Origin of the sequence: Roseivirga sp. BDSF3-8 (assembly GCF_041449215.1) — a bacterium.
Taxonomy (GTDB): Bacteria; Bacteroidota; Bacteroidia; order Cytophagales; family Cyclobacteriaceae; genus JBGNFV01.
On record NZ_JBGNFV010000001.1, the window covers coordinates 5,024,924 to 5,047,847 of the forward strand.

A 22,924-nucleotide genomic window follows, 5' to 3' on the forward strand; every position below is an offset into this window, starting at 1 on the left:
ATGATGAGAAATAATATATATCTCGGCATAATTACCGCAGGCCTTTTCATGTTCTCCTGCGAGCCCGAAATTGACGTACCTGAACCGACCAACGGCGAAGCTGATTTTAGTACCTATGTAGCCTTGGGTAACTCCCTTACCGCCGGTTACACTGATGGTGCACTATACCGTGAGGGGCAGCTTAACTCGTATCCTTCTATTATTGCCAGTCAAATGATGGAAGTCGGTGGGGGTGATTTTGTACAACCACTGGTACCGGAAGGTAATGGCATTGGAGGCAGCGGAGATGGTAAACTTGAGCTTTCAATCATTAATGGCAGCCCTTTCCCCATTCCCACAGATGGTGATCCTGCTGCATTCGGTACGCCAACGGTTAGCGGACCGTACAATAACCTAGGCGTGCCTGGCGCAAGGTCTTTCCACCTGGTAACTCCAGGCTATGGTTCTGAGCAGGGAAATCCCTTCTTTGCCCGCATCGCCACAGCGCCCACTACTACGGTAGTTGCTGATGCAGCAGCGCAAAACCCGACATTCTTTACGTTGTGGATAGGTAATAATGATATACTGGGTTATGCCCTTTCAGGGGGTGACGGAGATGAAATCACTCCTGTAAGTACGTTCCAGCAGGCAATGGGAGGCATAGTAGGTACTCTCACTACGGCTAATGCCGATATTGAAGGAGCTCTTGCTAATATACCCGACGTAACTGAAATACCTTATTTTACCACTGTACCCTATAATGCTTTTGTACTTACTGCCGAGCAGGCAGCGGGTGCCAATGCAAGTCTTGCGGCTCAAATCGAGCCTGTGGTAGAATCACAGGTAATTGTTACTGTTGCTTCTGCTACCGGTGTAGCCACAGAGGCTGTTTACACACAGGCTTATCAGCAGGCAAAACAGCAGGGAGCAAATGACCAGGAGGCCGCCAGTGCTGCTCAGGCATATGTGCAAAGCGTTGAAGGACAAACTGCAATAGGCACTACAAGGGATCTGATAATAGACAACCTTGATGCCACTGGCCTTGATGAGCCTTTGAATACGCTCGTAAGTAATACTAATCTGTTGATTGATAACCCTGGCGTTCGTCCGGTAGAGCTTCAGCAGCAGATTGATTACCTGATCGCAACTCCTGAGGATCGCCCTCAGGAACTTGTGGCAGCTATTAACCAGCAAATCCAAGGCCTTCGCAATGCCGGGTTTTACCCTACGCTGCAGGAAGGTGCTAATGGATTCCTGATTGCGGATGAGAACTCTCTCACCGGCGTGAGGCTTGCCACCGAGAATGATAGAATTTTACTGGATGTAGCCAGATTATCATCTGAGCAAATTGCTGCGGGACCTCTCGCGGACAACCTTGTGCTTACTGTGGATGAGATTGCTCTTATCGATCAGGCTCGCTCATCTTATAATAGTATCATTTCTGGTGTCGCCAATGATAATGGGTTTGCCCTGGTTGATGTGGATGGCTTGTTTACCAGCCTCATCGAAGGTGGAATCTTTGTTGATGGTGAAAACTTCAGCAGCGAATTTGTAACAGGTAATGCTTTTGGTCTGGATGGTGTACACCTTTCTCCTGCCGGCGCTGCCGTAGTGGCTAATACGTTCATTGATGCTATCAACAGTAAATATAACAGCAGTATTCCTCCTGTAAATATCAGTAGCTATAGGGGCAACATCCTCCCCTGATCTATACAGAAATTTATATCCGGATTTTTCCGGCTACAAAAGGTGCTCTATCGGGGCACCTTTTTTCAATTGGGTGGGGCAAAAATATCGTTTATTGAAAATTTATAAAGGAAATATCAAACAGCAACCTATTGGTTTTCAATTAGTTAGTGGTTTTTGAAACACTATTACTAAAAATTAATTGTATATACATACATTTTTTCTAAACTTCACTTTGACTTTCTCGTAAAGAGATACGTCAGATTTATTCATTCAAATACAAAGTCCGAACAAACTGTTTTTAATTATGAAAACATTGAAATTTACCGGTGTATTATCTCTTGCCGCAATGTTGGCAATGGCCGGCTGTACTGGAAATCCTGATAGTGATAAGGCAGAAGTTGGCGAAGCACAGGAAGTGCAGGAAGTGGCAACTGCCGAGGATTATGCCATCAACACTGAGGAAAGCTCAGTATCATGGGTAGGTACCAAGCCAGGTGGACGTCATAATGGTACTTTCGGTATCACTGACGGTACGCTTTCTGTAGAAGGTGATAAGATCGTAGGTGGTAAAGTAACTATTGATCTTAACGCAATTTTAGTAGAAGACCTTGACGGTGAAGATGAGCAAAAGCTAGTAGGCCACCTTCAGAGTCCTGATTTCTTTGCTGTGGCAGAATATCCTAATGCCATGTTCGAAATTGTAAGTAGTGAGGCGATTTCAGGTTCAGAAGCTTCTGAAGAAAATTCAGGCGAAGAAAACGAATACAAGATTGCTAACCCTACGCACAAAATTACGGGTAACCTTACTATGCGTGGCAATACTAAGTCTGTAACATTCCCTGCAAAAGTAACTATGCAGGATGGTAAAGTAATGGCACAGGCTAAATTCAACATTGACCGTACCGAGTGGGGCGTGTCTTACGGTGATGAGTCGAAAGCAGTAGATAAGGCTAAAGATCAGTTTATTTACAATACTGTAAATGTAGGTTTCGATATCGTTGCCAGTGAAGGCATGAACGATGTGGAAGCTAATGCTTCTACTGAGACTGAAGAAGAAGCTGTAAACTAATTATTTCCTTAGGGAATTAAAGTAAGGAGGCCGCAACCGGCCTCCTTTTTTTATGCTGCTAATTTTATACATTTGCGCCCTGTAATCCTGGAAAATGATCCGTAATAAGGCAGAGTTCTCCATAAAAGATAAAGGTTCTTTTGTAGCAAGCGCCTTACAGTGGGCAAATGCGTTCAGCCATCTAAGCTACTTTCAATCCAACGACATCCCCTACCCTTTTGAGGGCTTCACAGAAGTACTTATGTGTGGGGCGCATAAAGTACTTAACCGGCATACGGGGAATACCTTTGCGTATGTGGGTGACTTTCACCACAAGATTGGTGATTACCTGGCGGGTTATTTCGGATATGACCTGAAAAATGAAGTTGAGGCACTCAGCAGCCTTCATAATGATCCGCTGGACTGTCCTCTTTACAGTTTCTTTCAGCCATTGCATATCATCTTTTTGTATGAGGAAAGGGTTGAGATCCATTCACCGCTGGATCCATACGTAGTATTTGCTCAAATACAGGCCACGCCATGCCCTGTACCGGATACGCATGAGTCAATATCCCTTATTCCGCATATGTCCAGAATGGAGTATCTGGAGCGGTTTGAGAAAATCCGGCAGCATATTGAAGAGGGTGATGTGTATGAACTTAATTTATGTATGGGCTTTACAGGAAATGCGGCGATTTCACCGGTGTTTCGCTATTTATTGCTGAATGAGCTAAGTCCGGCCCCCTTCTCATGCTTTCAAAAAAACCACCATCATTATCTATTATCAGCAAGCCCTGAACGGTTTCTGCGAAAAAAAGGTGACCAGGTTCTGAGCCAGCCTATTAAAGGAACAGCACCACGCGGCGGTAACCCTAATGAAGATGAACAGCTTAAAGTTGCTTTAAGACATAATGAAAAGGAGCTGGCAGAAAACATGATGATTGCCGACCTGGTGAGAAATGATCTGGCCAGAACAGCGATACCAGGCACGGTGAAAGCGGAAGAGTTGTTTGGCATATATAGCTTCAGGCAAGTTCATCAGATGATTACTTCGATATCTGCTAAGGTATCTTCTGAAACCCACTGGGCAGATATTATAAAGCATGCATTTCCTATGGGGAGTATGACGGGTGCCCCTAAAGTGATGGCTATGCAGCTCATTGAAAAATACGAAACCCTTCGCCGGGGAATATACAGTGGAGCAGCGGGCTTCATTACTCCTTCAGGGGATTTTGATATGAACGTGGTCATAAGAAGCCTGATCTATAATGAAAAAACCCAGACCCTAGGATTCCAGGTGGGCAGTGCTATCACTTATGATGCAGAAGGAACTGCTGAGTACCAGGAATGCCTTCTAAAAGCCTCTGCCATATGTAAATTACTGGGATCAGACCTCACCCCCTTTACATGATGCAGACAAATTCGAATAAAAACCTGACATAATGTCATAAACACTTCCTTTTTTCTTAATTTTGCATTTCCTGAGAAGGGCGCCTGGAAAATGCTGCACTATCGAACTTTATTCAGGGAGTGCGCCGTTTACTCACACACAATAGAATAAGGAATGGAAAATCTCATTCAGGATATTGATATACTGGCCGGTAAGCAAACAGAAGAAGCTTGTGACATGAAGGTCACGGAGGAAGAAAATACCGGTAAAACCCGTAAATTATATATAGAAAGCTACGGTTGCCAAATGAATTTCTCTGATAGTGAAATCGTCACATCAGTCATGAAAAAAGATGGCTTCGATACCACTTCAGACTTTACTCAGGCGGACGTAATCTTTTTGAACACCTGCTCTATCCGGGAAAAGGCCGAGCTGACGGTAAGAAAACGTTTAAAACATTTCAATGCCCTAAAAGCGGATCGTCCTGAGCTTACTATAGGTGTACTGGGGTGTATGGCCGAACGGCTGAAGAGTAAACTTCTTGAAGAAGAAAAGATCGTAGACCTGGTGGCGGGTCCGGATGCGTACCGCGATCTACCTAACCTGGTGACCAAGGTAGATGATGGCGAAAAAGCAGTAAATACTTTCCTGAGCAGGGAAGAAACTTATGCTGACATTAGTCCTGTTCGCCTGGATAGTAATGGTGTGACAGCTTTTATTTCTATCATGCGTGGCTGTGATAACATGTGCTCTTTTTGCGTGGTGCCTTTCACTAGGGGCCGTGAAAGGAGCCGTGATCCACACTCTATCGTTGCTGAGGCCCAGGACCTTTTCGATAGAGGCTTCAGGGAAGTAACTCTTCTGGGGCAGAATGTGGATTCTTATAAGTGGTCACCAAATAGCGACCTGAAAGGTAAGGCGCAGATAGAACGTTCGGATGAGGAGAACATTGTTGACTTTGCCGGTTTGCTTGAAATGGTAGCTAAGGTTGATCCTGATCTGCGTATCCGCTTCAGTACTTCTCACCCAAAAGACATAACCGATGAGGTACTCCATACAATGAAGCGGTATGACAACATCTGTAAATACATTCACCTGCCGGTACAGAGTGGAAACTCCAGGGTACTGAAACTGATGAACCGCACGTATGACCGGGAGTGGTACCTGAACCGGGTAGATGCTATCAGACGGATACTCGGCCAGGAGTGTGGTATTTCGAGTGATATGATTGCCGGGTTCTGTACAGAAACGGATGAAGAGCACCATGATACGCTGACTCTTATGGACATTGTGAAGTATGACTTCAGTTATATGTTCTTCTATTCCGAAAGACCGGGTACTCTCGCAGCCAAAAAATACCTTGATGACATTCCGCTGGATGTTAAGAAAAGAAGGCTAAATGAGATCATTGATAAGCAAAGACAGCATAGCCTGGAAAGAAACCAGTTGGATTTGAACAAAGTACACCGGGTGCTGGTAGAAGGAACGTCCAGAAGGTCGGATGAGCAGCTCCAGGGTCGCAATTCGGCTAATAAAGTGATTGTTTTTGATAAGAAGCATTACAAGAAAGGTGATTATGTGGATGTACTGGTAACGGACTGTACGGCTGCCACGCTGATCGGTGAAGCTGTGGGATGAGTACCCTTTCTAACCTGAAGAAAACACGGTGAGAGAAACTGAAATACAGCAAATAAAACAACGGTTCGGGATAATCGGTAACTCGCCCCAACTGAACCATGCCATACAGGTGGCCGCCCAGGTAGCTCCTACCGATATGACGGTACTTATTACCGGAGAGAGCGGGAGTGGTAAGGAAAGCTTCTCAAAGATTATTCATAGCCTGAGTGCCCGAAAACACGGTCAATTCATAGCCATTAACTGTGGAGCTATTCCTGAAGGTACTATAGACAGCGAGCTATTTGGCCACGAGAAAGGCTCATTTACAGGAGCCCATGAAGCGCGCAAGGGGTACTTTGAGGTTACTAACGGAGGAACTATTTTTCTTGATGAAATAGGGGAAATGCCCTTGGCTACGCAAGCCAGATTACTCCGGGTACTCGAAAACGGTGAGTTTATTAAGGTCGGATCTTCTAAAGTTCAGAAGACAGATGTACGTGTGGTAGCCGCTACAAACGTAAATCTGATAGAGGCAGTAGAGAAAAAGACTTTCCGTGAAGATCTATATTACAGGCTGAGCACTGTACCTATCTACGTTCCTCCTTTACGTGACCGCGGGGAAGACATATATCTCCTTTTTAGAAAATTTGCCTCTGATTTTGCCGAAAAGTATCGCGTTAAACCAATTAGTCTGACTCCAGATGCCCGGTCCATTTTAGTCCGGTACCGGTTTCGGGGCAATATTCGCCAGCTCAAGAATATTGTGGAGCAAATTTCCGTTTTAGAAATGGAGAGAGAGGTAAATGGGGAAAAATTGGCCAAATACCTCCCCCAAGAGCGAAATTTGCTGCCTGCCATTGTCCCCGGTCAATCTGCCGGAGCCTCAGAGAGCTACAGCGAGCGGGATTTGCTTTACAAAGTCCTTTTCGATATGAAAAAGGACATGAATGAGCTAAAGAAGCTCGTGCTGGATATGGCTAAGCACGGAAATATGGATAGTGCAAGCATATTAAAAGGGCATGAAGATCTCTTTGAGAATATGCAGGACCAGGTACCCAATGCTCATGATAGCCGGGAGGTAAAGGAACGCTATCTGCTAGAAAGGTATGACCAGGATGAAGACGCAATGTCTGACGATGGTGACACTTATGACTATCCTCAGGTGCAGGATATCGTGCATGTGGAAGAAGAGGATGACAGTGATAGCCTCTCCCTTGAAAAGAAAGAGAAAGAGCTTATAAAGAAGGCATTAAGAAAGAATAATAATAAACGGAAATATGCTGCCCAGGACCTTGGCATCTCGGAAAGAACGCTTTACAGGAAGATCAAACAATATGAGATCGATGAGTAGGGTCATTTCTGTGATCTGTACACTCTTGTTCATGTCCGTTTCGCAGAGCTGTGGCGTGTATAGCCTCTCTGGTAATACCCTGAATCCTGCCATCCAAACTGTGTCAATCGCTAACTTTTACAATGATAGCGGAGGGGGGCCAGCCAACCTTAGCCAGACATTTACAGAGGAAATACGGGACTATTACCAAACAAATACCAGCCTTTCCTTGGTTTCGTCTGACGGAGACCTGCAACTGGATGGTAGTATAGTCAGCTGGACAGTCTCCCCCCTGGCACCTCAGGCTACCGGCTCAGCAGCTACTACTGACGTAGCCGGGCAGGAACGACTTACTATCGGAGTCAAAGTTATCTATGTTAATACCTTGGACGAGGACCAGAACTTTGAAAGAAATTTTAGTTTTTATGCTGACTTCGACCCTGCAAGGAATACCTTGACTGAGGTAGAAAACCAGCTGATTGAGACAATTTTCGATCAGATCATATTTGACATTTTCAACGCCACGGTTGCCAATTGGTAAACCTTGACGTATTTTGTCTATTCACCTTTTACAAAAGAGCCTACTGTGAACAAAACCCGCTTCCTGGAAATACTTTCTGACCCTAAGGGAATGAACGACTTCGAAATGCAGGAACTCGAATCGCTGGTCGAGTCAATGCCTTATTCCCAGCCTGTTCACATGGCGCTCGCCATTAAGAAAAACAGCGATAGCGCGGATGAGGGAACCAGCAGGCAAGCTGTTAAGAATGCCTCTCTTTATACGTTTGACCGCAGAAGGCTGAAGCAAATACTTCAGGGCGGCCTTCCCCCGTCACCGAAGTTTTATACTTATGAAGAAGTTATTGAGGAGGTGCCAAGCTCCAATTATTTGGAAGAAAGTGCTGGTGCAGACACTCAGGAAAGTGAAATAATACCTGCAGAAACTGAGGAGAGGCATACAGAAATTTCTCTGACTTCAGAAGAACCTGCAGAACCTTCTTTGCCGGTAGAGGATTTTCCTCAGGCAGAAAGCTCCGAAGTACATTCAGAGATAGAAGAAACGCTCAGGCAGCTTAAAGCGGCCCGGGAAAAATCAGAACAGAATGAGGACGAGTCCGCTAATCTCATGTCTGAGAACCCGGGAGAGGAAATCCACATCGAGGAGAAGGCATCCGTAAAGGAAACATCTGCCCCCCCGACTGAGGAGGAAACGGAGTCTGTAGAAATTGAAACAGTATCAGAAACACCTGATACTCCTGCCGCCTACACCGATACCCGGGACAAAAGGCGGGAACAAATGCAGCTTATCGACCGGTTCATTGAAAAAAGTCCCTCTATTTCCCAGTCTGATAAGTATAAACATGCAGATGGGGATTATGAAGGTAAAGACCTGTCTTCTAATACAGCAGGGATTACTGATAACACCCTGATTTCTGAAAATCTCGCCAATATTATGGTTAGACAGGGAAAGATTGACCGGGCAATCGATATTTATAAAAAGCTTATTTGGAAGTTTCCGCAAAAAAAGAGTTATTTTGCATCTCGAATTGAAGAACTGAAATCGAACGGATAGGAGAATGTTTATTATAATATCAATTTCAATTTTCGTTGCCTTGTTATTGATTCTGGTGGTGCTGGCACAGAATTCTAAAGGTGGCGGACTTTCAAGCCAATTTACTGGTGGAGGTGCAAACCAAATCATTGGAGTAAAGCGCACTACCGATCTGCTTGAAAAAGTTACCTGGACTCTGGCCATCGGCCTTGTTATACTCTGTGTATCTTCCAGCTTTGTGATTGATGATACAGCAGTAGTAAATGATGAGTTTACCTCTCCTAACCTGGAGCGGGCCCGTGAAGATCAGCCTGGTTCTCTTTTCGAGTCAACACAGGAAACACTTGAGGAAAATGCTCCTGATCAGGAAATGGAAATAGGAACGGCTACCGAGGAAGCCCAGGAGGGTAATGACGGTGAACCTGACGCTAATGATCAGTAAGTAAATATTCCAATATATAGAATTACAAAGCCCGCTAACTGCGGGCTTTTTTATTAATCGAATTAAAACCACCGTCTTAGACGGTGGTCATGTTTGAGGGCTATGCCAGTAGGGGTATATTGTGGAATGAGCAAGTATCGTAAGCTATCGCATAGCTTTTACTATTGTGTCTATCATGTAGTATGGACCCCGAAGTACCGCCACCGTATACTTCGTGATATTGTTGCAGATACGTTGGAGAATAAGATAAAGACGATATGTGAATGGAAGGAGGTCAAGGTAGAAGAGTTGAACATTCAGCCAGATCACGTTCATTTGGTATGTAGTATACCTCCGAAACTTAGTGTATCAGACTTCATGGGTATTCTCAAGGGTAAGACAGCGATCATGATGTTTAAGAACTTCAAGAGTCTTCGCAGAAAACCCTATTGGGGCAATCATTTTTGGTCACGAGGCTATTTTGTAAGTACGGTAGGCATAGATGAAGAAAAGATAAAGCGGTATGTTAAGTATCAGGAGAAGGAAGATAAGAAAGAGGATGGGGATATAGATATCCCGCTATTCGATAACTGACTATCCCCCTTTGGGGGTAATAACCATTGAAAACCCCCTCCTTTGGTGGGGGTAATTTATTTTAATCAAGTTAGGCGGCCGGATTAATGTATCTGACTAATAGTCTCTTTGCCACCGGCAAAAGAGTACATTCATAGGGCACCTTACTATTTGCATGTATCAGGTAAGTTGCCGGATTAGGAAGATCCGGATTATTCCTGATCAGCTCAAGCTTTAGCTGTTCGTATGTCCTGGCCAGACTACTACGTGTACGGTCCAGAAGCTCAGTGCTAATAGCCCTGTATCGCTCTTCTGAGTTATCGAATATAGTAATCCTGTACCTGTAGATATCCAGGTCTTTATCTTTTTCCTGTGCAATGAAAAAGTACCCCTCATCATTATAAATTGGAACGAGTCCGATAGGTTCAATATTCAGGGAATTCTCCACCTCCTCATAGATGTCCTTTCCGTCCTCAAGCCTTCTTCTACATTCAGGGATAGCAAAATCTACTATGCTATCAATCTCTGCCATAAGTTCAGTGTCCTCCACTAGCCGTGTATAGGTCATTTTAAGCCTTTCAAAGTCAGCTTTTGACAAAGTGGCAGGAAATTTATCATACATTAGCGTCTTCTCTCTCTTTAAAACCAAGAGGTTACGGTAATGAGAGACAATTTCTGACAGATAGGGGTATAGCTTCTTCTCTTTGAACTGATTCTCCACCTCTTTCAGGTAGGCAAGCAAGATGTATTTTTTGTATTCCAGATCAATAAGATCTTTCACTACCCAATCATCATCCAATCTCTTCATGCAGCCTATATTTATCTAACAAAACTTAATTTTAAATAAAATAGCTATAGCCAAATAATAACGCAACCCGCAACAATGTCAGTACATTAGCCGGTAGGACTTTATGACGTAATTTTTACTGAAAAAATGTCCTGAAAACCTGACAAATAGGTCGAAAAAGTGATTTGGCACAGGAAATGCAATACGGATAATTATATTTTTAATTGAGAATTAACTTAATCTCTAATAGTCTGAACAATGTCAAAATTGAACATTAAGCCTCTTGCAGACAGAGTGGTGGTTGCACCTGCTGCAGCAGAAGAAAAAACCGCTTCCGGTATCATTATTCCTGATACAGCTAAGGAGAAGCCTCAGCAGGGTGAAGTAGTTGCTGTAGGAAATGGCAAAAAGGATGAGCCATTAACCGTTCAGGTAGGAGATAAAATCCTCTATGGTAAGTACGCAGGTACTGAAATCACTGTTGAAGGCAGGGAATACCTTATAATGAGAGAGTCAGATATTTTTGCGATCGTATAATCCGGTCTGACCCCACCCTACTTACTTAATTCAAAAAACATTTATTCTAAAGCATTTTAAATATGGCCAAAAACATTTTCTTCGACTCAGAAGCAAGGGAAAAGTTAAAAAAAGGTGTAGACCGCCTGGCTGATGCAGTTAAGGTAACCCTTGGTCCTAAGGGACGTAATGTTATCCTTGATAAAAAATTCGGAGCCCCCACTATCACAAAGGATGGTGTGTCTGTAGCAAAAGAAATTGAGCTGAAAGACGCTATCGAAAATATGGGTGCTCAACTTGTAAAAGAAGTTGCCTCTAAAACTGCCGATGATGCAGGTGATGGTACTACTACAGCTACCGTGCTTACTCAGGCTATCTTTGCTCACGGTATCAAGAACGTAGCAGCTGGTGCCAACCCGATGGATCTTAAGAGAGGTATAGAGAAAGCTGTCCAGGCTGTTGTTGCTAACCTTAAGGAGCAGAGCCGTCAGATTTCTGATAACAACGAAATTGCTCAGGTTGCCAGCATCTCTGCCAATAACGACAAAGAGATCGGTAAAATGATTGCCGATGCGATGGCGAAAGTTGGTACTGATGGCGTGATCACTGTTGAGGAAGCTAAAGGTACCGAAACTGAGATCAAAACGGTTGAAGGTATGCAATTCGACCGCGGATATCAGTCTCCTTACTTTGTGACTAACACAGAGAAAATGGAAGCTGAGCTTGAGAATCCTTACATCCTGATCTATGATAAAAAGATCAGCGCGATGAAGGAGCTTCTTCCTGTTCTTGAAGCAGTTGCTCAGACTGGAAAACCTCTTCTTATCATCTCTGAAGAAGTAGATGGTGAAGCCCTTGCTACCCTAGTTGTAAACAAGATCCGTGGTGCACTGAAAGTTGCTGCTGTTAAGGCTCCTGGTTTCGGCGACAGAAGAAAAGCTATGCTCGAGGATATTGCCATCCTTACAGGTGGTACTGTCATCTCGGAAGAAAGAGGATACAAACTCGAAAATGCAACTATTGACTATCTTGGTACTGCCGAAAAAGTAAATATCGATAAGGATAACACGACCATCGTAAATGGTGCCGGTGAATCTTCCAATATCGAAGCCCGTGTAGCTGAGATCAAAGCTCAGATGGAAAGCACTACGTCTGACTACGATCGTGAGAAGCTCCAGGAGCGTCTTGCTAAACTTAGTGGTGGTGTTGCTATCCTATACATAGGCGCAGCTACTGAGGTTGAAATGAAAGAGAAGAAAGACCGCGTGGATGACGCCCTGCATGCAACAAGAGCTGCTGTAGAAGAAGGTATCATTCCAGGTGGTGGAGTAGCCTTCATTCGTTCACTGACTTCTCTGGACTCAGTAGATACAGAAAACGAAGATCAGAGCACTGGTGTGAATATCATTCGCCTGGCACTTGAAGCTCCTCTTAGAACAATCGTATCTAACGCCGGTGGTGAAGGTAGCGTGATCGTAAATGAAGTACGTAACAACCAGGGTGACTACGGATATAACGCCCGCGAGAATAAGTTCGAGAATCTGATTTCTGTAGGCATCATTGACCCTACGAAAGTATCTCGCCTTGCATTGGAAAATGCAGCTTCTATTGCTTCTCTCCTGCTGACTACCGAATGTGTAGTAGCTGATGAGCCTGAAGAAGATGGAGGTCCTGCAGGTGGCGGCATGCCTCCAATGGGTGGCGGCATGGGTGGCATGATGTAATGCTTCCTTCCGTTGAAAAAAAGAAAGGCTGCTTACAATCGTAAGCAGCCTTTCTTTTTTTTATGCCAGTAATTATAAGCTTGGCTATGTTTTTAACTAGGTCTAAGCTATTCAGCTATTCATGACGACCATTTCAACCGGAAGACGGATGATTTCTTTAAAGTCCTCTCCGCTCTCTTGCATATCTTCATCCTCTTCATCATAATACCAGGTAACACGGGTAGTATGGCCCTGGTCACTCAGGCGCTCCAGTTTTCTGAATATTTCCACTAAAATACTAAAAACTTTTTTTCTGACTTTAACATCAGGTTCAGAGTTTCGAAGGATTGCTTCGGCATTGATGATCAGATCGTCGATTTTGCCCTGATCAAGCTGCCCTTGAAACTGCAGAAGGGTCCTGTCCGAACTTTCAGGCCTTATTTGAAAAACCTCCGTCATAAATATTGCTGGCTGATGACGATAGAAATAACAGATTAATTTAAATTATTCTAAAAATATACTAATACTTCAAAAAAGCCAATTTATTACCACTTATATTTAATACACAAAAAAGCCACCCGCTAAAAGCGAGTGGCTCTTGAAATCTTATTGTATGCCAGCTTAAGGACGAATCTCTGCGTCAGTTAGCTGGGCCTCTTCTACTCTTTCCGCATCGTCTTCATCCAGGGAAGCGTCTTCAGCTCCGTGGCTTAGTTTATTAAGTCGCTTAGAGAAAAGCATCAAAAGCAAACCAAGTGCAATAGTGGTAACCGCAATACCCCCAAAGATTTGAAGCTCTCCAAGGCTTTGAGCCCATTCTCCAAGGGCTCCGGCAAGCTTATTACCAAGTCCTGTAACGGCAAAGTATACCCCCATCACAGAAGCTACCATACGGGCGGGCGCAAGCTTTGTAATATAAGAGAGTGCCACAGGAGACAGGGCCAGCTCACCGAGTGTATGGAACAGGTAGGCAAGTACCAGCCAATACATCGCAGACATACCGTCTGCAGCGGCTCCCCTCTGCAGGGCAGCAAATACCATGAAGATAAAACCAGCACCCATTACGGCGGTGCCCAGTCCCATTTTGAAAATACTTGGAGGATTTTTACCACGCCTGGCAAGGAACACCCACAGGCTGGCAATGATACCACCAAATATTAAAATAAAGAGGGCATTCAGACTCTGGAACCATGAAGCCGGAACAATGAATCCCTGAAGGTCATTAGCCAGATCATAAATGACGTATGAGTTACCATCTTTTACGATAGGGGCTGTTTCATCCATTACGCTGTTATAAACGGTGCCATCAGCGCCTTCATGTTGAATGACATAGCTATCGTAGCTGAGCAGGGAAGAGTTGATACTATCAGTAGCACCTAATTGAGTCTGTATCTCAGAAAAATTCCTTGAGGTAGGATTAAACAGGTTACCAAAGAACTCACCCAACCCGTCATATTCAGTGACCTGCTTATTCTCAATGAAGTATTTAGCCTGAGCTATTGCCAGTGAGTCATCTGCCGATGTACCGGCAGTACGGTACTCATTCACAGTGAGTTCCTGCCCAATGTACCTGTCCGTGTAGTTCTTGGTGTAAAGGTTCATCAACCCACCAGCCTGCTCAAAGGCTGCCCAGAATACCAATACGATAACGAAGGAAATACCCAGTAAAACAAGACGGTCTTTTTCGTTGCCGGTAAGGCTCTTTGAGGTTCCATTAGGGTTTTTAGCAAGGCTCTCTTTTCTTGATTTAGCATCATTGAGATCACCCACTCCCTTAAGGTGTTTTTGTCCCGCAATAAAGACGATCTGTCCCAGAAGCATACCAAAGCCTGCAAGGCTAAAACCATAGTGCCAGCCGATGGTCTCTCCCACATATCCTACAATAATGGCGGCAAGGAAGGCGCCGAGGTTGATACCCATGTAGAAGATAGTGAACCCGGCATCACGTCTGTTATCTCCTTTTTTATAGAGACCACCTACCATGGTAGAAATGTTAGGCTTCAACAATCCGGTACCTGCTACAATGAGAAGCAGCGCCCCGTAAAATGCCCACTCGAGAGGAACGGCCATAAGGAAGTGACCGGCCACCAGGGTAAATCCTCCTATTAATACAGCCTTTTTCTGGCCAAAGATATTATCAGCAAGCCAGCCGCCCGGTACAGATACCAGATAAACGAGCATGGTATACCAACCATAAAGCTCCAGTGCACCGGATTCAGTCCAACCGAAGCCTCCGTTTACGGTACTTACGAGGAAGAGTACGAGAATACCCCTCATTCCGTAATAGCTGAAACGTTCCCACATTTCAGTAAAGAATAGGATCATAAGGCCTTTGGGGTGCCCTCCTATCGTTGAACGCTCAATGTCGGAATTATCCGGCAGGTTCACTGTATCACGCTTTGACATTGCCTATAGCTATTTTTCTAGAACAATCTTTCTTGAAACAAACGCTAAAGCTACTATTTGAATGTATTTTCTGCAAAAAATTTATGCTTATGACCAAACAATTTTAGAATTACTGATCTAAATCATTTTTGAAAAAGGAAGTGTTAGACATATTGACGGAGCAAAATTTTATTAATTTTACGCAAACGTTTGAATCAATCGTATCCCTATATTTTTAATTATTGATCATGCAAGAATTCGGTCTAAAATCATCAGTTAGCGGTTTGGGTAAACAGGGGGTGAACAAGTTCGCAGAAGCATACTGGAACCTGTCTCCGGCCGAACTGGTAGAAGAGGCTCTGAAAAACGGCGAAGGATCCCTTACTGATAAGGGTGCACTTATGTGTGATACCGGCAAGTTTACAGGACGGTCTCCCAAGGACAGGTTCGTAGTCAAAGACGACAAAACTGCCGACACAGTTTGGTGGGGTGATATTAACTTCCCTATCGAACCTGCACACTTTGAGGGCCTTTACCAAAAGATGCTTGCTTTTTTGGAGGATAAGAAGCTTTATGTGAGAGATGCCTATGCGGGTGCGGATGAAAATTACAGACTTAGCCTGCGCGTAATCAACACCGAGGCATGGCATAATCTTTTCTGCAATAATATGTTCCTGAGGCCTTCAGCAGATGAACTCAAGAACTTTGATCCCAATTTTACCATTATCTGTGCTCCTGACTTTAAAGCTAATCCGGAAGAGGATGGCACACGTCAGGAAAACTTCGCCATTATCAACTTTACCAAACGGATGATCCTGATCGGTGGCACAGGTTATGCGGGCGAAATGAAGAAGGGTATATTCTCTGTACTGAATTACCTGCTTCCTCAGGAGCACCACGTGCTGTCTATGCACTGTTCTGCCAACATCGGTGAAGATGGTGACACAGCTATATTTTTCGGGCTCTCAGGAACTGGTAAGACTACGCTTAGCGCTGACCCTGCCAGGGGACTTATCGGTGATGATGAGCATGGCTGGACAGATAAGAATGTATTCAACTTCGAAGGCGGATGCTATGCAAAAGTAGTGGACCTGACCCGGGAGAAGGAACCGCAGATCTACGACGCCATTAGGTTCGGAGCATTAGTAGAAAATACCCGCTTCAAGGAAGGAACCCGTGAGGTGGACTACGAAAATACTGAGGTTACTGAAAATACCCGTACCAGTTATCCTATCAACCATATAGATAATGCGGTAGAACCTTCTAAAGGAGGAATTCCTCAAAATATCTTCTTCCTCACTTGTGATGCCTATGGTGTACTCCCTCCTATTTCAAAACTGAATAAGGGGCAGGCTATGTATCACTTCATCAGCGGATATACAGCTAAAGTAGCAGGTACTGAGGCAGGTATTACAGAACCCCAAACTGCATTTTCTGCCTGTTTTGGTGCGCCATTTCTTCCCCTTCACCCCACTCAGTATGCTGAAATGCTTGGTGAGAAGATGAAAAAGCACGATGTGAATATCTGGCTTATCAATACTGGCTGGTCTGGTGGTCCTTATGGTACTGGTAGCCGCATTAAACTGCCTTACACCCGTGCTATGATCTCTGCTGCCCTGGAAGGAAAGCTTGATTCGGTAGAATTTAAAAATCATCCTGTATTTGGCGTAGCCATGCCTACATCATGCCCAGGGGTGCCATCGGAAATACTGGATCCGGTTAATACCTGGGATGATAAGGATGATTATCAGAATAAGGCGGACAAGCTTGCCAATAGCTTTATCTCAAACTTTGGGAAATACGAAGAATACGCCAATGATGAAATCATGGCCGGCTCTCCTAAACCGTCAAAGATTAACGCCTGATAAAGCGACAATAAAATACGTGAACCCTAAAAAGCCTTTTCGTGAAAGCGAAGGGGCTTTTTCTTTGCATAAGAATTAATAAAAAGTGAATTTTCGGTCTATGACTGATAAAACAGCACTGGAAGCCTGGCTTAAGAAGCAGGATTTTCATGAGGTAATGCCATTGCCCGCGAGCAGTGATATCCGCAGATTAGATTTCACAGCCAATAACAGCCGGCTTGCAGAGATAGACCTGAAAGATCAGGTTGCTTTTCATAACTATGTGTTTAATGAAATGATCTACGGCACAAAAGGTACCGCCGGTGTGGGAGGCTATATGGAGCCACGTGTTCTATACCAGAGAAGCGATCATTTTGGCGGAGAGGAGCCCCGTTCATGTCATTTGGGGATAGACATTTGGATGGAGCAAAATACTCCTGTGATGGTCCCCTATGAGGGCAGGGTGCATAGCCTGGCAGATAATGCAGGGTTTGGTAATTATGGTCCTACAATCATTCTGGAGCATACATCACCGGCTGGCCCCTGGTATTCTCTTTACGGTCACCTGAGTCGCGAAAGCCTTAGACTAGAAGAGGGCCAGCTTATTGCCAAAGGAGAGGTATTTGCCGACCTGGGCACTTATTTAGAGAACGGACACTGGCCGCCACACCTGCACTTTCAGTTAATGATTGATTTGCAGGGAAATCGCGGAGATTTCCCTGGCGTAGCTGCACCGGCAGCAAAAGCACAGTACACAGCAATATGTCCGGATCCTAACCTTATCCTGCGCCTTCCTGTTTTACATGATTAATCAGTAAACAGGGCACCGGCAATAGTGGCAGTCATCATACAGGCAATGGTGGCTGCAAGCAGGGCTCTAAGACCTAATTTGGATAAGTTGCCTTGTTGATTAGGGGCCATGCCCCCTATTCCCCCCACCTGTATGGCTATGGAACTGAAGTTACTAAAGCCGCATAGTGCATATGTAGCTATAATGATTGACTTGGGTTGAAGTATTCCCTCTGACTTCATATCTGCCAGTGCCAAATAAGCCACAAACTCATTGATAACGGTTTTTTGCCCCAAAAGACTACCCACAGCCAGGGCATCCTTACTTTCTACCCCCATTACGAAGGCAAATACCTGGAAAATCTGACCTAGAATATACTCAAGAGAAAATTTATCAAATTTTCCATCCGTTGATTCGGCTATGAAACTATTGAGTCCGGTAATGTCCCCTATAAAGTCTCCGAGAAAGTAATTAATGGCATAAATGACGGCAATAAAGGCGAGAAGCATCCCTCCTATATTAAGCGCAAGCTTAAGACCGTCTGCTGCTCCCCGTGACAAGGCGTCTATAAGGTTAACTCCGAGGGTTTCATTACTTACTTTAAGGTCAGTATTGATCTGGTCAGGTTGTGTTTCCGGAATGATTATCTTACTTATCACAATGGCTGCAGGGGCATTCATTACGGAAGCACTTAGCAGGTAGGCGGCAAACTTAGCTTCCATTTCCGGATCACCGCCTCCCAGGAATGCTACAAAAGCAGCCAGAACACCACCGGCAATAGTAGCCATACCACCTGTCATGAGGCACATAAGCTCTGACCTGGTCATGGTGGGTACAAAGGGCCTCACCAGCAGAGGCGCTTCAGTTTGCCCCAGAAATATATTACCTGCAGCACTCAGGCTTTCCGCACCACTCAGTCGCATGGTGCGTGCCATTATCCAGGCAATACCAAATACAATCTTCTGGAGTATGCCCAGATAATAAAGACCGGCTGTGACAGTGGAAAAGAAAATAACGGTGGGCAATACCTTAACGGCAAAAACAAATCCTAATGTACCCTGGTCGTTTACCATTTCATCGCCGAAAATGAACCTGGCTCCATCTTCAGCGAAGTTTAAGAACAGGACAAATTTTTCACTTACCCATTCAAAACCAGCCTTCACTGCTGGAAATTCATTGATCAAAAGACCAAAAATAATCTGTAGTAGGATACCGGTGCCCACCAGCCGCCAGTTTATGGCTTTTCTATTGCTACTGAATACAAAGGCAAATCCTACTAAAGCGATAAGGCCCAAAAGGCCGCGTGCATAATCCATATCCAGGTATTGAGACCTGCAAAAATAGGATTAAATGTAAAAAAGAAAAACCTCCCGTTTCGGGGAGGTTTATTCGTATTTTATTTCAGACTAAAAAGGTCTAATTCCGTCGGTTCATCTCATCACGAATCTTCGCGGCACGCTCATAATCCTCTTTTTCGATGGCATCCTTAAGCATCTCATTGAGTTTTTCGATAGAGTAGTCTTTAAGCAGTTCCTCAGTAGATTTTGACGCCGTACTTTTCTTAGAAGCGGCTTTTTTCTCTCCTGTTCCGGGTGCGGGACTGGACTGCGGCTCTTCTGACTCTTCTGTAAGCACAATGCCGGCTTCAGAGAGGATAGCTTCATAGGTGAAGATAGGCGCATTGAATCTCAACCCAATGGCAATAGCATCAGAGGGCCGTGCATCGATCTCCGATCGTTCTGTACCGTTGTTACAAACAATTTTGGCAAAGAAAACCCCTTCCTTTAAATCGGAGATAACAATCTCTTCAATATTGAAATTGAAGCTACTGGCAAAAGACTTAAAGAGATCATGCGTCATAGGACGATTGGGTATGATCTTTTCTATCTCTATGGCAATAGCCTGGGCTTCGAACATTCCGATGATAATGGGAAGTCGCCGGTTACCTTGTTTTTCACCTAGTACCAAGGCAAAAGAGCCTGATTGCGACTGGCTTGACGAAAGTCCAAGGATTTCTAGTCTGATTTTATCCACAATATATGGGGGTCGATTTCTTTACTTGCGTGCTTTGATCGCTTCTGTCAGTTTGGGCACTACTTCGAATGCATCTCCTACAATACCGTAGTCAGCCGCTTTGAAGAAAGGTGCTTCAGGATCTTTATTGATCACGACAATGTATTTTGATGAATTCACACCGGCAAGGTGTTGAATTGCACCTGAAATCCCAACAGCTACGTACAGGGTAGGGCTAACTTTAACGCCGGTCTGGCCAACGTGCTCATGGTGAGGTCTCCAGTCCATATCTGACACTGGTTTGCTACATCCTGTAGCAGCGCCAAGAGCCCTGGCAAGATCTTCTATCATACCCCAGTTTTCAGGACCTTTCAGACCCCGGCCACCGGATACGACAAGATCAGCCTCAGGAAGTAGTATTTCACCCGTTTGTCTTTCCTCTCCGGTGATTTGCACACCAAAGTCAGCGTCAGACAATTCTGGCGAGAATGTTTCCACAGTAGCATCTCCGCCATCTTCTTTAACCTCTACGGCGTTTTTCTTAATGGCAATGATCTTTACATCAGCCTTAAGTTCAACCATGGCAAAGGCTTTACCTGTATAGATGCTTCTTTTTACTTTGAAGCCGGAAGAAGTATCAGGCAGTTCAGCAACGTTCGATGCCAGCGCAGCGTTGGTTTTAACGGCTACACGGGCAGCTACAGGATCACCTAGAGAAGACTTGGCAAGTACGAGTACTTTCGCACCTTCTTTTTCCACCGCCTGGGTAAGTGCGTTGGCATAGGCCTGGATCACACCTTTATCCAGTCTGTCATCATTAACATGCAATACTTTTGTGGCACCAGCCTTACCCACTTCTTTGAGCTTAGCCTCGTCTATGCTACCAAATGCAATGGCAGTAGCTGAAGTGCCTTCATTTGCCGCTACGGCAGCACCATAGCTGACAGCCTCGAGTGAGGATTTTTTGATCTCGCCTTCGGCCGATTCTATAAATACTAATACGGACATTTTTCCAGATTTTTTTAGTTGAAGTAAAAATGAGATGGGCGGCTTATCAGATTACCTTTGCCTCGTTCTTAAGCAGGTCGACAAGTTCCTCAACATTGTCGGCATCGATCATTTTCACATCTCCCTTAGCAGGAGGCATTTCATAATTCTCCAGCACGGTAGGCTTTTCGCTGTCTACAGGGTCCACCACATTCAGCGGCTTGGTTCTGGCAGACATGATACCTCTCATGTTAGGAATCTTCCATTCTGCTATAGGCTCCTGACAGCCTGCAACGAATGGCATTTTTACCTCAATAAATTCTTTTCCACCTTCGATCTCACGAGCCATTTTGGCTGTGTCGCCCTCTATGTCCAGTTTCATAACCGGAGACAGTGCAGGTAGTCCAAGTAACTCGCCTACCATGCCATGTACCTGGCCTCCATTGAAGTCGATGGATTCACGGCCCATAAGGATCATGTCATATCCGCCTTCTTTGGCGTGGGAAGCAATTTGCTTAGCAACAAAAAATGCATCGGTAGGCTCGGCATTTATACGTACTGCTTCATCTGCACCAATGGCCAGGGCCTTACGGATGGTCGGCTCGGTCTCAGCCTCGCCCACATTGAGAACGGTAACACTACCGCCTGTTTGCTCCTTGATCTCAACCGCACGTGCCAGGGCATAATCATCATAAGGGCCAATGATGTACTGTACGCCTGTGCTATCAAACTTCGTGTTGTTATCGGTAAACGATATCTTCGAAGTCGTATCGGGTACGTGGGTAATACAAACTAAAATTTTCATATATCGAGGTGAAAGATTTTATATGTTAACTTTAACTCGGGCTCGAAGTTACGACTAATTAAAAAAAATAAAAATGCGCCCTTATGAGTGATATGCCGCGATTACAACAGCTATTAGGCTTTTTAAAAGAAGAGCCTGACGACCCTTTTTTACTTTACGCCATAGCTACGGAGTATAACGGGACGGATACCCAGAAGGCTTTGCACTATTACGAACGTCTCCTGCAGGAGCATCCGGACTATGTCGGTACCTACTATCATGCCGCTGCTTTGTATGCAGATATCGGCGAGCAGGAAAAGGCGGAAGCCATTTATACTAAAGGTATTAAGACCGCCGGAAAGGCTGGTGACCTTAAAGCTTTGCAGGAGCTTCAAAATGCCTATACCAATTTTCAAATGGAATGGGACTAGGCATTCATTTCCAATACTAACTTACCTGTCTGACTAAAGTTTTTCATTGCGTCAAAAGCCTCTTCGGCTTCAGCAAGTGGCCTGACGGAGTCCACTTCCGGCACAAGCTTGTGGTCTGCTACAAAATCGATCATATCAGAAAACTCCTGGTCATTACCCATGGTACTTCCCTGAAGGGTTATCTGGTTCCAAAAGAGTCTGAACAGGTCCAGGTTTTTAGGCATGCCGGTAGTGGCCCCATAAAATACTATACGCCCCCCTGGTCTGGTGCATTTAACCAGATTATTTAATCCCTCTCCTCCGGCACTATCTATGCAGAGATGAAATCCGCCCTGTTCTTTCAATGCCGATTTAGCCCAATTATCTTCTTTATAATTATATGTGCCGGCAGCTCCCTTCTTTTTCATCAGATCAAGCTTTTCCTGAGTGCCGGAGGTAACGGATACGGTGGCACCGGCTGCCTTGGCGAACATGAAAGCCATCTGAGCCACACCACCGCCGATGCCATTGATAAGTACGTGCTGGCCTTTTTGCAGCTTCCCGTGGGTAAAGAGGGCTCGGTACGCTGTAAGGCCTGCCAGAGGTAAACTTGCAGCTTGTGAAAAGTTAAGATGGGAGGGAATTTCTTTTAACCGGTCTACAGGCACAGATACATATTCTGCCATAGTGCCATTTACCGGCATTCCTAATATACTGTAATCACTTTTCTGTACGCTGGGGTCCTCTCCCCAGCCTATATTTGGGTTGATAACAACATGTCTTCCTTCCCATTCAGCGCCTTCGCCATTTACCTTCTCAACTATGCCGGAGGCATCGCTTCCTAGAATGGTTTCATACCGGATGCCGGGGTATTTTCCTTCCCGCATCCATTGGTCGCGATGGTTTAATGCTGAAGCTTTTATTTTGATAAGGGCCTCCCCCTTAGCTGGCTCCGGTTTATCTATGTCCCCGATTCTTAGGTGATTGTCTGTTTGATCCGTTAAAAAAAGTGCTTTCATCGTGTTTGGTTTTGTTACTGCAAATAATAGCATGCTTTTTATAAGAAAAAAACCGTCTGTTGTGCAGACGGTTTTAGACTCTTTAAA

22 protein-coding genes are annotated in these 22,924 nt (G+C 44.7%); 14 read left to right on the forward strand and 8 right to left on the reverse strand.

What is annotated here, in order from left to right:
- The 9 genes from AB9P05_RS20795 to tnpA all read left to right on the forward strand — a co-directional run bounded on the left by AB9P05_RS20795 (position 1) and on the right by tnpA (position 9,620).
- Positions 1–1,686: a hypothetical protein gene (locus tag AB9P05_RS20795; protein ID WP_371910765.1), complete on the forward strand. Its 1,686-nt coding sequence runs from the start codon at positions 1–3 to the stop codon at positions 1,684–1,686.
- A gap of 286 nt (positions 1,687–1,972) precedes the next feature.
- Positions 1,973–2,737 (forward strand): YceI family protein, encoded by a 765-nt coding sequence (locus tag AB9P05_RS20800; RefSeq protein WP_371910766.1) that lies wholly within the window; start codon positions 1,973–1,975, stop codon positions 2,735–2,737.
- Between the two features lie 94 nt (positions 2,738–2,831).
- A complete protein-coding gene (locus tag AB9P05_RS20805; RefSeq protein WP_371910767.1) occupies positions 2,832–4,127 on the forward strand; it encodes an anthranilate synthase component I family protein in 1,296 nt (431 codons plus the stop codon).
- Positions 4,128–4,280: 153 nt separating this feature from the next.
- Positions 4,281–5,744, forward strand: a complete 1,464-nt coding sequence (gene miaB / locus AB9P05_RS20810; RefSeq protein WP_371910768.1) for a tRNA (N6-isopentenyl adenosine(37)-C2)-methylthiotransferase MiaB — start codon at positions 4,281–4,283, stop codon at positions 5,742–5,744.
- Positions 5,745–5,772: 28 nt separating this feature from the next.
- Complete coding sequence (locus tag AB9P05_RS20815) at positions 5,773–7,074, forward strand: sigma 54-interacting transcriptional regulator (protein WP_371910769.1); 1,302 nt, start codon at positions 5,773–5,775, stop codon at positions 7,072–7,074.
- Positions 7,067–7,594, forward strand: a complete 528-nt coding sequence (gene lptE / locus AB9P05_RS20820; protein ID WP_371910770.1) for an LPS assembly lipoprotein LptE — start codon at positions 7,067–7,069, stop codon at positions 7,592–7,594. The genes AB9P05_RS20815 and lptE overlap by 8 nt, the downstream gene beginning before the upstream one ends.
- Before the next feature lie 45 nt (positions 7,595–7,639).
- Entirely contained in the window at positions 7,640–8,626 is a 987-nt protein-coding gene (locus tag AB9P05_RS20825; RefSeq protein WP_371910771.1) for a hypothetical protein, read from the forward strand.
- Positions 8,627–8,630: 4 nt separating this feature from the next.
- Positions 8,631–9,047, forward strand: coding sequence for a preprotein translocase subunit SecG (gene secG, locus AB9P05_RS20830; RefSeq protein ID WP_371910772.1), 417 nt, complete (start codon positions 8,631–8,633; stop codon positions 9,045–9,047).
- 126 nt (positions 9,048–9,173) lie between these two features.
- Positions 9,174–9,620, forward strand: coding sequence for an IS200/IS605 family transposase (gene tnpA / locus AB9P05_RS20835; RefSeq protein WP_371906921.1), 447 nt, complete (start codon positions 9,174–9,176; stop codon positions 9,618–9,620).
- A gap of 70 nt (positions 9,621–9,690) precedes the next feature.
- Here tnpA and AB9P05_RS20840 read toward each other — a convergent pair whose 3' ends face one another.
- Positions 9,691–10,407 carry a hypothetical protein gene (locus AB9P05_RS20840; RefSeq protein ID WP_371910773.1) on the reverse strand — a complete coding sequence of 239 codons (717 nt, stop codon included), beginning with the start codon at positions 10,405–10,407 and terminating at the stop codon, positions 9,691–9,693.
- Between the two features lie 237 nt (positions 10,408–10,644).
- On the opposite strand from AB9P05_RS20840, the gene groES reads away from it, so the two are divergent.
- Entirely contained in the window at positions 10,645–10,923 is a 279-nt protein-coding gene (gene groES, locus AB9P05_RS20845; protein WP_371910774.1) for a co-chaperone GroES, read from the forward strand.
- A gap of 62 nt (positions 10,924–10,985) precedes the next feature.
- Positions 10,986–12,626 (forward strand): chaperonin GroEL, encoded by a 1,641-nt coding sequence (gene groL / locus AB9P05_RS20850; RefSeq protein ID WP_371910775.1) that lies wholly within the window; start codon positions 10,986–10,988, stop codon positions 12,624–12,626.
- A 111-nt stretch (positions 12,627–12,737) separates the two neighbouring features.
- Here the strand turns inward: groL and AB9P05_RS20855 are convergent, their stop codons facing one another.
- On the reverse strand, positions 12,738–13,064 hold the full coding sequence (locus tag AB9P05_RS20855) for a SiaC family regulatory phosphoprotein (protein ID WP_371910776.1): 327 nt from the start codon (positions 13,062–13,064) through the stop codon (positions 12,738–12,740).
- 162 nt (positions 13,065–13,226) lie between these two features.
- A complete protein-coding gene (locus tag AB9P05_RS20860) occupies positions 13,227–15,011 on the reverse strand; it encodes a peptide MFS transporter (RefSeq protein ID WP_371910777.1) in 1,785 nt (594 codons plus the stop codon).
- Between the two features lie 227 nt (positions 15,012–15,238).
- On the opposite strand from AB9P05_RS20860, the gene pckA reads away from it, so the two are divergent.
- Both pckA and AB9P05_RS20870 read left to right on the forward strand, forming a co-directional pair.
- Positions 15,239–16,855: a phosphoenolpyruvate carboxykinase (ATP) gene (pckA, locus tag AB9P05_RS20865; protein WP_371910778.1), complete on the forward strand. Its 1,617-nt coding sequence runs from the start codon at positions 15,239–15,241 to the stop codon at positions 16,853–16,855.
- A 100-nt stretch (positions 16,856–16,955) separates the two neighbouring features.
- Entirely contained in the window at positions 16,956–17,645 is a 690-nt protein-coding gene (locus tag AB9P05_RS20870; protein WP_371910779.1) for a peptidoglycan DD-metalloendopeptidase family protein, read from the forward strand.
- On the opposite strand, the gene AB9P05_RS20875 is transcribed toward AB9P05_RS20870, so the two are convergent.
- From AB9P05_RS20875 to AB9P05_RS20890, 4 genes are all read right to left on the reverse strand, one after another.
- Complete coding sequence (locus AB9P05_RS20875; RefSeq protein WP_371910780.1) at positions 17,642–18,940, reverse strand: NupC/NupG family nucleoside CNT transporter; 1,299 nt, start codon at positions 18,938–18,940, stop codon at positions 17,642–17,644. The two genes, AB9P05_RS20870 and AB9P05_RS20875, sit on opposite strands and share 4 nt — an antisense overlap.
- Before the next feature lie 100 nt (positions 18,941–19,040).
- Positions 19,041–19,658: a bifunctional nuclease domain-containing protein gene (locus AB9P05_RS20880; protein ID WP_371910781.1), complete on the reverse strand. Its 618-nt coding sequence runs from the start codon at positions 19,656–19,658 to the stop codon at positions 19,041–19,043.
- Between the two features lie 21 nt (positions 19,659–19,679).
- The gene (locus tag AB9P05_RS20885; protein ID WP_371910782.1) at positions 19,680–20,645 is read right to left on the reverse strand and encodes an electron transfer flavoprotein subunit alpha/FixB family protein; all 966 of its coding nucleotides are present in this window, start codon (positions 20,643–20,645) and stop codon (positions 19,680–19,682) included.
- Between the two features lie 46 nt (positions 20,646–20,691).
- Positions 20,692–21,429, reverse strand: coding sequence for an electron transfer flavoprotein beta subunit/FixA family protein (locus AB9P05_RS20890; protein ID WP_371910783.1), 738 nt, complete (start codon positions 21,427–21,429; stop codon positions 20,692–20,694).
- Positions 21,430–21,512: 83 nt separating this feature from the next.
- Here AB9P05_RS20890 and AB9P05_RS20895 point away from each other — a divergent pair, with 83 nt between their 5' ends.
- Positions 21,513–21,839 carry a tetratricopeptide repeat protein gene (locus AB9P05_RS20895; RefSeq protein WP_371910784.1) on the forward strand — a complete coding sequence of 109 codons (327 nt, stop codon included), beginning with the start codon at positions 21,513–21,515 and terminating at the stop codon, positions 21,837–21,839.
- Here the strand turns inward: AB9P05_RS20895 and AB9P05_RS20900 are convergent.
- Positions 21,836–22,837 carry a zinc-binding alcohol dehydrogenase family protein gene (locus tag AB9P05_RS20900; protein WP_371910785.1) on the reverse strand — a complete coding sequence of 334 codons (1,002 nt, stop codon included), beginning with the start codon at positions 22,835–22,837 and terminating at the stop codon, positions 21,836–21,838. The genes AB9P05_RS20895 and AB9P05_RS20900 overlap by 4 nt on opposite strands.
- Positions 22,838–22,924: the final 87 nt, after the last annotated feature.